Origin of the sequence: Desulfovibrio sp., from assembly GCF_047607245.1 — a bacterium.
Lineage (GTDB): Bacteria > Desulfobacterota > Desulfovibrionia > Desulfovibrionales > Desulfovibrionaceae > Desulfovibrio.
The window spans coordinates 1-12,233 of the sequence record NZ_JASGDK010000136.1 but is presented as its reverse complement, the minus strand read 5'-3'; the positions used below and the strand labels follow the sequence as shown (position 1 = coordinate 12,233).

Below are 12,233 nucleotides of genomic sequence, written 5' to 3'. Positions count from 1 at the left end.
TGACAGAAGACGGCGCGGGGCCAAGCCAGGAACAAAAGGTCAGGGCTTCGGCGGACCAGCCCGGCCCGGCCCGGCGCCTGGCGTCTGACATGCCGGGCGCTCCCTGTGCGCCCAACGTGTGCGGCGTTCCTGATCTGTCTGGTGGATCAGGTGTATCGTGCAGAACCAGCGGCGTTTCCAGCACAGTATCGTGAGCAGCGTTCTTGCGGGCCTCCACAAGCACACGCAGGGCAGGTTCGCCCTTACGGGCCTGTACTGGCAGAATACGTCTTACGCCAAGCCTGACGGCATTCAGGGCCACGCACAGGCGTGGCAGAGCCGGAGCATCATATATACAGAAAAAACGTCCTTGATGTCGCAGCAGCGTGGCCGCAGCCCGGCAAAAGGTATCCAGCGCTGTTTTATGCCCATGAGCAGCGCAGACGCCACGCAGGGCGTGTTCACGCATGTTCTTGGCAGAAGGGCGCCCCTTTCTGTCGTACGGGGGATTGGCCATAACCATGTCCAGCCTGCTGCTGGCTGGTTGAACTAAATCCTGTTGCTCCATCCCCGCCTTGTGGCGGGACAGACTGGCTGCCCTTGGCTCCATTGTGGCTGACAGTTGAACAGGAATACGCAAGGCTGACAGCGCTGCTCCATCCGCAAGGTCAAGGCTGGCAAAATGCAGTTGGTCCGACAAACCGAGAAGAGCGGCATTGTTCACAGCCGCCTGAACAAGCGGTTTTTCACGCTCCAGCCCCAGGCCGGATACTTGCGGACAGCGCATGGCCAGACCCAGCAAGGCGGCTCCGCAACCGCAACCCAGCTCCGCCACAACAAAAGGGTTGCCATTTGCCGCGCCGGGGTGACGCTTTTCCGGCGGCAGATAACGTGCAGCAAAAGCGGCCAGCAAAAGGGCGTCTGCGCCGAAGCGCAAACTGCCTTCCGGCTGTTCCAGGCCGCGCGGAAAGTGCGATCGTGCCTTGATTATATGCTGTGGCAGGCTATTCTGCATTGTAACATATGCCCGGTAGTGGGGGCCATTTGCGAGTCAGAGCAGCAAGATTCATTACACTGTGAAATAGCGCGGCATGCGCCATAAATTTTTGAAGATACGCATTTTGAAAGATACTTTGATCCAGCTTGTTTTAACTTGAAATGACAAATAGGAAAAATTTATTATTTCAATAGTATAACGTTGTCAGCTTCAAGATCTGCCTGTTTGAAACAGTGTTGCCCAACCATCTGACCTTATACTTAGAAAGAAGCAGCGTAAACCAGCGGGCACGGCGAAGCATCGCGGAGCTTGCAACGGTATGCCTTCGTCAGAAGTCCCCCAAGGGTTTTGGCGGTTCAAGGCGGCAAGGTCTAGACGGCCTTTTGGTCATCATTTGCCGTTTCTGGCGTAGTGCACACGCGCATTACAGATAGCGTGGTGATTGGAGTCTGCCCAGACGATCAGCGTTTGCATGGGCACAAGAAAGGAGCGGCCAAGGCCGGTGAGCTGATATTCCACACGAGGCGGCACTTCAGGGTATATTGTACGCAGGATGAAACCGTCCTGCTCCAGGCGCTTCAACGTTCGTGAAAGCATCTGCTTGGATATATCGCCGATTTCGCGCGCCAATTCGTTGAACCGCAAGGTTTGAATCTCCAGAGCCTCTAATACCAGCAGGCTCCATTGGTCGCCGATCCGGTCAAGCACGTCCCTTATGGGGCACGGCTGCTCAAATTCAAAGCTCCCGTCATGTTGCGCTTTTTCGTTGCTCATATCCATTCCCTTTCAATGGCGCGGTCACAAAACAATGACCTGATATTATTCCGCTGACTATCTTGCGCGGGGCAGCAGGTTTTGCTAGCTATAATGAAGGTCTAATTTATAGACCATGACTGAAAATAACACCATTGAAATTTGCCAGTGGTAAATCTGCGGAACGCCATGCGCAACCCGCCCAAACAATCTGCACTCTGGAGAAACATGATGAAGTCTCTGAAAGTAGTCTTTCTTGCAGGCGCCATTTTTCTGCTGACCCAGGCTGGAACTGCCATCGCTCAAGCAGAGCGTGATTTCAAGGCTGAGGAGAACAATCGCACTCTGGTGCTGGAGTTCTACGACAAGTTTTTCAACAAACATCAGGTGCTCGAAGCCGCAAAGGTTGTTGCAGATAACTATAAACAGCACAACCCCACAGTGCCGGACGGAAAAGAACCTTTTGTTTCCTACTACCTGGATTTTTTCAAGGCGAATCCCCAATCCAGAGCGCGTGTAGTACGTAGTGCGGTTGATGGTGATATCGTATGGCTGCACGTTCACTCGGTTAATGACGCAAAGGATAGGGGCGAGGCCGTTCTTGATGTTTTTCGTGTGAAGGACGGGGTAATCGTCGAGCATTGGGACGTTATCCAGCCGGTGCCGGAAAAAGCGGAAAACAGCAATACTATGTTCTAACGAGGCAACATATGAAAATAGCGATCATTGGCGCTACGGGCTTTGTAGGAACGTCAATACGTAAAGAAGCCGTTGCACGTGGGCATCAGGTACTGGCTCTGACCCGTAGCCCGCAGAAAATAACTCCGTCCGGCGTCCTTGCCGTGAAGGAGATTGACGTGAACGATAGCGAGGCGCTTGCACAGGCCTTGGCTGGCTATGATGTGGTGGTGCACGCCTTTGCCCCTCCACGTTCAGATTCCGTGCAAGAGCGCATTGCCCGGCAGACACGGGGAACCCAAAGCATCATCAAAGCTGTGAAACAGGCTGGCATTGAGCGGCTGGTGGCGGTGGGCGGCGCGGGAACCGCCGAGGTGGCTCCTGGCGTACGACTGATGAACAGCTACTTCTTCCCCCCGGAGTATGAGGGTGGGGCGCGATCAACGGCGGCCATAAAAGACCTGCTTCAGGCCGAGAAAAGTATAGATTGGGTGTTTATTTCTCCGCCCAATATCCTTGAGGCAGGGGTGCGCACGGGTAACTACCGCACCGGGAAGGATAATCTGGTTATAGAGCTTGCCACCGGACGCAGCTACATGAGTGTGGAGGATTATGCGCTGGCTATGCTGGATGAAATTGAAAATCCCAGGCATCATCGTGAGCGATTTACGGTGGGAACATAGGTAACTATATTTGTTTTGAAAATAAAAAAGGCCTCTGATTACAGAGGCTTTTTTATTTATCACGCATTGGCAGAAGAGGCAGTGTTGTAACTATTTCACAAATATTTTGCCATAATCCAATCCAGCTCGAAACTGCTGTACGAGATGCAAAAAATTGAGGGCATGACATATAGTCCCCTATACGTCATGCCCATCAAATATCATTGAAGCATCTGTTGCTTGTCAGATTCGTCAAACCGGGCCAGATAGTCCGCCGTGCTGCCGGGTTTTATCCGATAACCGTCCGGTCGCTGCGCGGCATATAATCTTCCAAGTAATCCCGAAAGCAGTCTGGCTGCTACAGCAGCGAACCTTCCCAGTTGAACAGGCTTTCACGCTTCATTTCAGGCAAGCTGGCTGGCGGATTTTCCTGCATATGGGCAAAGAAGCCGTATCCGGCAGCGGCCATTTCCTGACGTTTGGCAGTGAGGTCCATAGGCCAACCCGGGTAAATCCAGATATTGCCGCCATACTGCCGCGCCCAGAAGGGCTCGCCCATAGGGCTCAGGAAAGGCTCGTTGGCCTTGACGCCCAAAAGGCCGAAGCGGCTTATGCCCACAGGCCAGAAGCCTGAAATCACCGCGCCGAGGGGCAGGGGACTCTGTTTGGGCAGGGCCAGCATGTCTTCACGGGGCAATTCTGGGCTGACAAAGGCTCCGGTAAAGCCCATGCCCGCCAGAACGCCCAATGCAGGAGCATTGGCGGCATTGCAGAACGGCCCTGCCAGCAGGTCGGAATCTTCATCCAGACTGTCGGGAAACAGCCCACGCTGCCACGGTTCGTTACAAACAAAGTGCCGCGCGCCTTCACGCCAAAGCCTGCCGATGCTGCGGCGCAGGGCTTCTTCTTCGCCGGGCCAGACCACGGGGGGCAGCCACCAGCATATGCGCGAAACCATTGTGCGCGAAATTTCGGCGCTGCGCGGGGACAGCCAAAGAGCCTGCAGCTGGTTTTTTCCGCCGCGCATTTCCTTGCCCTGCGGAATGGTGGACCGGACATACATGTCGGGTCTGGGTCTGGCTTTCACGGGTACGGGCATGCGCGGGTTGGTTTCCACCGCTTTGCTCTGGCGGCTGGGCAGTTGCTCAAGACGAGCCTGCCAGCCTTTGAGAATGCGCATCAGCTCGGGTTCGCGCCTGTCGATAAGAAATACCGACGTGCCCGCCTTGGGCGTCTTGTGTTTGGGCAGACGGATGATGAGGCTGCCGCCCTTTGGGATGCGCCGCGTTACGGGCAGGGTGGCGTGCCAGCGTTCGTCTTCAACACCCACGCGCAAATAGTCCTGCGGCAGCAGTTCAAGGTGGGGCTTGAGCACCACGCTGCCGTCCTGCTCAATACGAATCTTGCCTGCCAGAAGGCCAGAGTTGGTCTGACCGTCAGGGGTGGTGGGCACGTTGTCTTTTTGCGGTAAAAAGCGCGCACGCGTGACGGGGCGGCCAAGCGCCATCTGCAAAATTTCTTCGGCGGTCTTGCGCGCCTTGGAATCGCCCGGATTGTCACGCAGCATGCGGTAAGCCGTCACCACATGATAGACGTAGTGGGGGCCTTTCTTGCGGCCCTCGATCTTCCAGGAGACGAGATGGGGAATATCCAGCAGGGTTTTGGCCAGCACGTCCAGCGAGAGATCGAGGCAGGAGAACCAGCGCCCGCTGTGTTCTTTGCGGCCCGGCGAGCGCATGGAACTCTGCCTGCCCGACCTGCGGCCCTGGGCAAACGCGGCTGTTTCATTGCGGCTGCGTCCTGGCCCGTCACGTCCGTCCCGGCTATCGCGTCCATCACGGCCAAAGTTGCCCTTGCGGTCTTTGCGGGCAATATCCATGCGCGACTGTTCCTGACGGGCGCGGTCCATTTCTTCGCGTTCCGCATTGCGGATAAGCGCCTGGGCGGCAGGTCCGCCCTGACGGTACACCCGGCGGCACGGTTGTACGCAACGTCCGCGCAGGCCACTTTTGCCGCCCATATAGCTGGACCAGTAGCAACGCCCCGAAACACAGTAGCACAGCGCGCCGTGGACAAAGAGTTCCAGATCAAGCCCTTCCGGACAGGATTCGCCCATCAGGCGGATTTCATCAATGGAAAGTTCACGCGGCAGGATAACGCGGTTGGCGCCGAGTTTTTTCGCTTCAACAAGAGCGCCTGGGTGCGTGAGGTTGGCCAGCGTTGAAAGCGACAGTTCGCCCTTGAAGCCCGCCTGACGTGCCAGATCAAGCATGGCAAGGTCCTGCACAATAAGGCCGTCTGCGCCTACCTGCGAGGCCAGACGCGAAATAAGACGGTAGGCGGCAGCGGGTTCGTCTGGTTTGACGAGGGTATTCATGGCCACATACACGCGGGCGTTTTCCGCGTGGGCCAGATCCGCAAGACGCGAAAGTTCGGTAAGACCAAAGTTTTCAGCCTGCATGCGGGCTGAAAAATGCTTGAGGCCCAGGTATATGGCGTCTGCTCCCGCAGCAAGGGCCGCCAGAAAGGAAGGAGTGTCGCCCGCAGGCGCCAGAATTTCGGGCCGGGCCGGGGTGGGAGCGCCGGTAATGATAGGGATGTCGTTCATATTTTGTAATACTCTTTATACCAATCCACAAAGCGGGCTATGCCTTCGCGCAGAGGGGTCGAGGGCGCAAAGCCCGTAAGTGTGGTGAGGTCGTTTATGTCGGCCCAGGTGGCCTGTACGTCGCCGGGCTGCATTGGCAGCATTTCTTTGTGGGCTTTCATGCCCAGGGCGTCTTCAAGAGCGGCGATAAAGTCGTTGAGTTCCACCGTCTGATTGTTGCCGATGTTGTATATGCGCCAGGGCGCAGAACTGGTCGCCGCGTTGGGGGCGGCAGGGTCAAAGGACGGGTCCGGGCCGGGGGCCAGGGGCAGCAGGCGTACAACGCCTTCCACTATGTCGTCAATATAGGTGAAGTCGCGGCGCATGTGTCCCTGATTGAAAACCTTGATGGGCTCACCGCGTACAATGGCTGTGGTAAAGAGGTGCAGGGCCATGTCTGGCCTGCCCCAGGGGCCGTAAACCGTAAAAAACCGCAGGCCTGTGCAGGGTATGCCGTATAAATGGCTGTAGGCATGGGCCATAAGCTCGTTGCTTTTTTTGGTGGCCGCATAAAGGCTGACAGGGTGGTCTACGTTATGCTGTACCGAATAGGGCTGGGCCGTGTTGAGGCCGTACACCGACGACGACGAGGCAAAGAGCAGGTGCCCCACCTTGTTCTGACGGCAGCCTTCAAGAATATGCCCAAAGCCGACGAGGTTGGCGCTGAGGTAGGATTCAGGATTGATAAGGCTGTAGCGCACGCCAGCCTGCGCGGCCAGGTTGACCACGTGAGTGAAGCCTTCACGGGCAAAAAGCGCGGCCATGCCCGGCCCGTCGGCCAGATCAAGGGCTTCAAAGCGAAAACGTCCGGCCTGCGGCAAGGCGGCCAATTGGGCCAACCGGTCTTTTTTTAATTGCACGTTATAGTAATCATTGCAATTGTCTATACCCACAACGCTGTGCCCATCGGCCAGCAGACGCGCAGTCAGGTGGTATCCAATAAAGCCTGCTGCGCCAGTTACCAGAACGTGCATATGCCACTCCTGAAGTTGTATGCAGGCAAAGTAAGACAGATACCGCCTGTGAGCAAGTGAAGGCCGTACTGTGAATGCTTTTACATTCGGGTACGCTTTATGCCGGATGTGGGGCTTGCGGGATGGGCTGCGGCAAAGTATGCTCCGCAACCAGAGGTAAGCATGCAGACAGCCGATAAAAAAGAGCACCAATCAACAGTTTCCAGCGGGGCCAAAAGCAAGGCGGAAGCCGGAGCCGCCAAAAGCCGCTCCACATCCGGCCAGCCCTGGTACGCTGGTCAGCACAAAGATGCCCTTTTGTATCTTATGATCGCCATTTTCTTTGTGGAACTGGTGGTGGGCGGGGTAGCCTTTTTCTACGGTGTCATGCATGCCGCGCCCGAAGTGCCGGGCGGGCCTCCGTTAGCGCGCTTTCCCTGGCTTGTCTGGGCCTTGGCCGCCGTTCTTGCTCCTGTGGGGTTAATACTGATAGTGCACCTTGCCGGAACCTGGGTTTCACACTTTCTTGGGCGAGAGGCCCGCGATGCGGACGGCATCGGCGGAGCAGCGGGCGCTGCTTCAAGCGATGCGGATCAGGTGCCGGAACGCCTGCAACGGTTTTACGCCATCATCCGTAACGCACCTACTGTCGTTGTGTTGCTGGGCATTCTGCTGCTTGGGGCCGCGCTCTTTTTTGTGGATGGCGCGTTCTCGGCGCTTGTGGGCCTTGGGCAGTCCCTCACTCCCTATATTCCCTGGATAGCTGGCAGCATAGCGGCTATGATAGCCATATGCTACCTTGTGCACCGCATGTTTGTTTACCGCCATCACCGCATGCAGCAGGAATTCGCCTATCGGCGCGAGGTTCTGGAGCGCACGGGCATTGTGCTGGTGGACAAGAACTATATTCCTTTGCCGCAAAGCGAAGAACAGCGCCTTGCCCTGGGTGAGGCCCGCGTGGTCGATGCCCAGGCTGCTTTGCCCCCTGTACTGGATGTGGATGCGGCGGTAACGCCGTCTGCGACAAACGCTTCAGAAAATGGCGTATCCGGTGGTTCTGCTGATGAAGAAATAACAGACGCTGTAATTATTACTCCTGAAACGCGGGCGAATGGGCCTGACGGCGGTACAGCGGCTGGAAAAAACTGATCAGCGCGCAGTTTTTAACATGAATTTAAAAAGCCGGGTAAAGCGACGTTTTTGAACGTGTGCTTTATCCGGCTTTTTTGTGTTTTCAATGTTCGAGGAACTGAAGAGTTTAAGATCGCACTGTGCAATATTTTGTGCCCTGCGGGTACGGGGTTTTTTCATAATTTTTGTTTGGGCCGCCTGCGCGGCGGGCGGCAGATGGGGGCCAGTTAGGGGCTGCCGCCCCTCCGAGGCCCCCTCTGCACTCCCCCCGGACGACCCCGCTGAGTTTTCCGTTTTTCGCTACTCCCACGGTTTAGCCTCCAAGGGCTTTCCATATTTCGTCATTGCGCGAGGGCTGCGCGGCTTTTGCTTCGGGAGCTTCCCTCCCTCTGGTCGGGTGATCTCCCTGCGCGCCACGCAATGCCATCGTGGGCTTTCGCGCGGGATGAGGGGCTGGGAGCGTCTGGTGCTTGGGGGGATGGGTTGTCGCGTAAATTGGGGGGCCATTGAGAGAAGGGTGTTGTGCCTTGGCAGGTGTTTACTCGGCAAGCGGGTGGGAAAGAGGGAAGTTGCTTCTGCGGCATAGGGAGTACCCTGCGGGCACGGGACTTCCCCAGAGTCTCTGTTTGGGCCATCTGGCCCTGTTAAGGCGAGTCAGTGAGCCCGGGACGAGAGCAGCGTTTTCAAAGTCAGCAGGCGCAGCTGCATAAGCAATTTAACTGGGGTGGTACAGTTTTTCAGGCGAAAAACAGGCTATCGCCGGGGCGGCGCCATAAAGAACCGAAGCCGACACGTCGGCGAGGTTCGTGCGTAGCCGCCCCGAAAAAAAATACTTATTGGTCGTGGTAGAACAGGGGTGCTTCGAGGGAGATGCAAGGGGGGGGGCGCGAAGGGGGCGAAGCCCCTAACAGGCCCCCATCTGCCGCCCGCCGCGCAGGCGGCAAACCTAGAGAAAAGAAAAGCCGCCGTGCCCGCAGGGCACAAATTTCTCCGCAAAGGTAACGTCCCTCTTTCTCCTCATCACACCGCGTAGGCGGCAAGACTAAAGAAGAGAAAAGCCGTTGTGCCCGCAGGGCACAACGGTCTGTATAAAAGCGACGTTATTTTTTCTTCTTCATCGTCCGTTGTCTGATGCTTTCCCGCCCGGCGTTCGCCACAAAAATCGACAAAGCGGAAAAACGAAACCTCCTGAGCCAGTAGTAGGTTTGGAAGGCGTAGCCTACAGCGCTGCTGCGTGAGCAAGCCCGCGCTGTTCCAGGGCCATATCCGCCAAGGCGTTGACGCAGGCCGCAGCCACAGCGGAACCGCCTTTGCGTCCCAGCAAAGTAAAGTGCGGCCAGGAGGTGCGGTGCAGCAGCTCTTTGGCTTGCGCCGCATTAACAAAACCCACGGGCATGCCCACGATAAGGGCCGGAGGCGGCGCGCCCTGTTCAAGCACGTCCAACAGGCCGAGCAAGGCAGTGGGGGCGTTGCCGATAACCATAATGTGCCCGCTCATCTGCTGGGCAAGTGATTCCAGCCCTGCGCGCGAACGCGTGGTGCCTCCTGCGCGGGCAAGCTCGTCCAGTCCCGGCAGGGCCATAATGGGCGTAACCGTGACGCCCAGCGGCGTCAGGCGGCGCATGGGCAGCCCGGCTGCAGCCATGCGCGTGTCTGTGTAGACAGTGCAGCCCCGCATAAGAGCCGCCACGCCTGCCTCAAGTCCTGCTGGGTTCAGGCGCAGGTCATTGATGATTTCTGTGTCGCCCAAGGTGTGAATACAGCGGCGGGCCACCTGCCAAAGCGGGCCTTCAAAGGGGCGAGGCGGCGGCAGTTCTTCGTCAATGATGGCAAAGGAACGGCTTTCGATATCTTGCGGCGTACAGGCTGAATCCAGCTCCACCGGATGATTGTGTGTCATGTGAACCTCGGCAGGCCGGGCAACCCCGGCGTGATGTTTACGGCAAAGGCGTGGCCATTTTGAGCCAGGCCCGCCAGAAAGTACGCGATCCCTCAGGGTAGCAATGCAGCCATGTTCCGGCAACAGAGCCACAACGGCAACCCTCTTGCCGCAAAAAACTGCCCTTGCTGTCATGCAGCTGCCAGAGGCGCGCGCAGTGGGGCGGCAGCGGGGCGTCATCTTCACGGGCATAGTGAAATTCGTGCCCGCGCACCCAAAGAGGTTTGGCAGAGCTGAGTTCGCTGGCTAAAATTTTTTGTATAGGCAGGCTGTCCGTTGCCGGGGGAGCCTTTTTGTCGTCGGCCTTTGTCAGGTCGTCAGCTCGCACGTTATTGGGCTGCACGCCGTTTGCCAACACTCCACCTGCCAGCATGCCGTATGTCTGCATGTCGTCGGGCTGTCTGTCGTTTAGCTGCCCATCACTCTTCAGCATGTGCTTTGGCTGCATGACACCAGCCTGCGCTTCGTCTGGCAGAGTATGCGGAAGTGTCATCGGGGCAGGGCGGGCGTCGTTTCCGAGCCAGCCGGGCAGGGCAAGGGCGGCACGGTAGCCAAGGGCTGTCCGGCTGTTACCAATGGTGCAGCTTATGGGTAAAAGCCCGGCCATGACATATTTTCGCGTGTCTGACTGGCCTTCCAGACGCAGCGACTGCATGAGGTAGATATAGCCGCCGCATTCGCCATATATGGGCAGGTTTTTATGCGCCAGCCCCCGCAGCGCCTGTAACATTGAGGCATTGCCTGCCAGCTCTTCGGCGTGCAGTTCCGGATAGCCGCCGGGAAAATACAGAGCCGTGCAGCCCGAGGGCGGCGCGGCATCATGTAATGGAGAAAAGGGCACGACATCCGCTCCAAGCTCTGTCAGCAAGGCGGGTAGGTCGGCATAGCAAAAACTGAAAGCCGCGTCCCATGCCATGCCGACTATGGGGCGTGGTTTGCTGCATGCCTGCTTTACTTGTGCGGGCACATAGGCCTGGAGAGGCTGGGTAAAACTGTTTTCCAGAATAGCCCGTGCGTTTTGAGGGACTGACTGTGTTGCGGTTTTGCGGATAGTCTTTGTGCCCGGCTGGCGCGACGGAAAAAAACGCGCTGTCAGGGTATCGGTTCTCGTAACATCCTTTGCCGCAACATTCTCGGGCACAGCATTTTGGGGCACAGGCGCGGCAGCCATCACTGCCGTCAGTTTTGATGTGACGGGGCCGTCACAGTTTGCCTGATTCTCCGCGGGGGTAGAGGCCGCTGTACCGCCCGTGTCTCCAAGCTGAATGTCATTTTTTTTTCTTGCTTTTCCGGCAGTTTCTTTTGCATCCCGGTCCGTAGCTTCTTTTGCCTTGGGGCTGACCACGCCTGCCAATTTGAGCAGTTCATCCAGACGGCAATTGTCTTCCAGCCATTGAGCGAGCGCTGCCCTGTCCAGGGCGGGCAAGGCCTCGCGGGCTTCCACAAGGCCAAGGTGGCGGGATTGCAGTTCGGGCGCGCCCGCACGCGGCAGCAGGGCCAGCAGAGGGATATTGTCAGATTTTTTCAGCGGCTTCAGTGCGTCTGAAATGATGTCAGCATGGCGCGGACTGCCTATGTGGGTGCAGACGACGCCCAGAAAGCGCGGGGGAGTGCTGCGCTCATTCAACCATTGCGGTTTGTGGCGCAAGTAGCCTTCAACCAGTGCTGCCACTGATTGGCCAAGCCCGGCTGCGCTGCACACCAGAAGGATGGGCAGATCGAGCAGGGCCGCCAGTTGGGCCGTGCTGCCAGCCCCACGGTGTCCGCCGTCATAAAGGCCCATTGCGCCTTCAATCAGCAGCATGTCGGGCAGCATACACGGCGCACCGTCAGAGGCACTGCTTGCCGACATGCGACTGAAGATGTTTTGCAGGCCTTGCGGCAGACGATTGCCGCCTGCAAGGGGCTTTTCCTGGGGATTGGGGGGAAGCTGGCGGCACATCCAGGTGTCCAGATTGGCGGCTGGCTGGCCTGTGATGGCGGCGTGAAAGGCCGCGTCTATGTAATCCGGCCCGGTTTTGGCGGCGCGAACCGCAAGGCCACGAGAAGCCAGCGCGCACAGAAGGGCCAGGGTGACTGTCGTCTTGCCCGTGTTGCTGCCCGTACCGCCAATGACGATGCCGGGGATGCGCTGCTGTGCCTTGTGCATGATGCCTCGGGGATGCGCCGCCAGGCCTTGAGTGCGACCATTGGCGGCTGTGCTTGACGTTACTCCTGCGAGGGGGCGCAAGGAAGGGGCAGAAGGGAGCACTGACGGTGTAAGGACGGCGGTCAGCCGCTGTTTTAGCGACCGCATGGGGAGCCACCCGCCGTGGGGCGGAAACGCCATCTCTTTGCGCTACATGCGGCATAACAGGCGTGTTTCAGACGAAGCGAGTGCAATTATCTGCGTTCATCTGCTTTCTAGTCGCAATCCCGCCGAAATTTTATAACCACCCAGCATCCCAGGCAGAAGTTTCCCCATTACAGACAGAGCCCGCAATATGGGTTTTAG

At 57.7% G+C, this 12,233-nt stretch carries 9 protein-coding genes; 3 read left to right on the top strand and 6 right to left on the bottom strand.

The features are described from left to right. Both QM579_RS10810 and QM579_RS10805 read right to left on the bottom strand, forming a co-directional pair. Positions 1-994 (bottom strand): tRNA1(Val) (adenine(37)-N6)-methyltransferase (locus tag QM579_RS10810; protein WP_414999156.1); only part of this gene is annotated, 994 nt, incomplete at its 3' end. A 372-nt stretch (positions 995-1,366) separates the two neighbouring features. After that, positions 1,367-1,750, bottom strand: coding sequence for a winged helix-turn-helix transcriptional regulator (locus QM579_RS10805; protein WP_414999155.1), 384 nt, complete (start codon positions 1,748-1,750; stop codon positions 1,367-1,369). Positions 1,751-1,918: 168 nt separating this feature from the next. Between QM579_RS10805 and QM579_RS10800 the strand changes: the two genes are divergently transcribed. Continuing rightward, positions 1,919-2,428, top strand: coding sequence for an ester cyclase (locus tag QM579_RS10800; protein WP_414999154.1), 510 nt, complete (start codon positions 1,919-1,921; stop codon positions 2,426-2,428). Between the two features lie 11 nt (positions 2,429-2,439). Then, positions 2,440-3,090: an NAD(P)-dependent oxidoreductase gene (locus QM579_RS10795; protein ID WP_414999153.1), complete on the top strand. Its 651-nt coding sequence runs from the start codon at positions 2,440-2,442 to the stop codon at positions 3,088-3,090. 337 nt (positions 3,091-3,427) lie between these two features. Here QM579_RS10795 and QM579_RS10790 read toward each other — a convergent pair whose 3' ends face one another. Further along, on the bottom strand, positions 3,428-5,677 hold the full coding sequence (locus QM579_RS10790) for a U32 family peptidase (protein WP_414999152.1): 2,250 nt from the start codon (positions 5,675-5,677) through the stop codon (positions 3,428-3,430). Continuing rightward, positions 5,674-6,690: an NAD-dependent epimerase gene (locus QM579_RS10785; RefSeq protein ID WP_414999151.1), complete on the bottom strand. Its 1,017-nt coding sequence runs from the start codon at positions 6,688-6,690 to the stop codon at positions 5,674-5,676. Before QM579_RS10785 ends, QM579_RS10790 begins: the two co-directional genes overlap by 4 nt. A gap of 162 nt (positions 6,691-6,852) precedes the next feature. Here QM579_RS10785 and QM579_RS10780 point away from each other — a divergent pair, with 162 nt between their 5' ends. Then, positions 6,853-7,818 (top strand): hypothetical protein, encoded by a 966-nt coding sequence (locus tag QM579_RS10780; protein WP_414999150.1) that lies wholly within the window; start codon positions 6,853-6,855, stop codon positions 7,816-7,818. Positions 7,819-9,019: 1,201 nt separating this feature from the next. Here the strand turns inward: QM579_RS10780 and QM579_RS10775 are convergent. Then, entirely contained in the window at positions 9,020-9,700 is a 681-nt protein-coding gene (locus QM579_RS10775) for a precorrin-8X methylmutase (protein ID WP_414999149.1), read from the bottom strand. Between the two features lie 37 nt (positions 9,701-9,737). Next, entirely contained in the window at positions 9,738-12,035 is a 2,298-nt protein-coding gene (locus QM579_RS10770) for an AAA family ATPase (protein WP_414999148.1), read from the bottom strand. Positions 12,036-12,233: the final 198 nt, after the last annotated feature.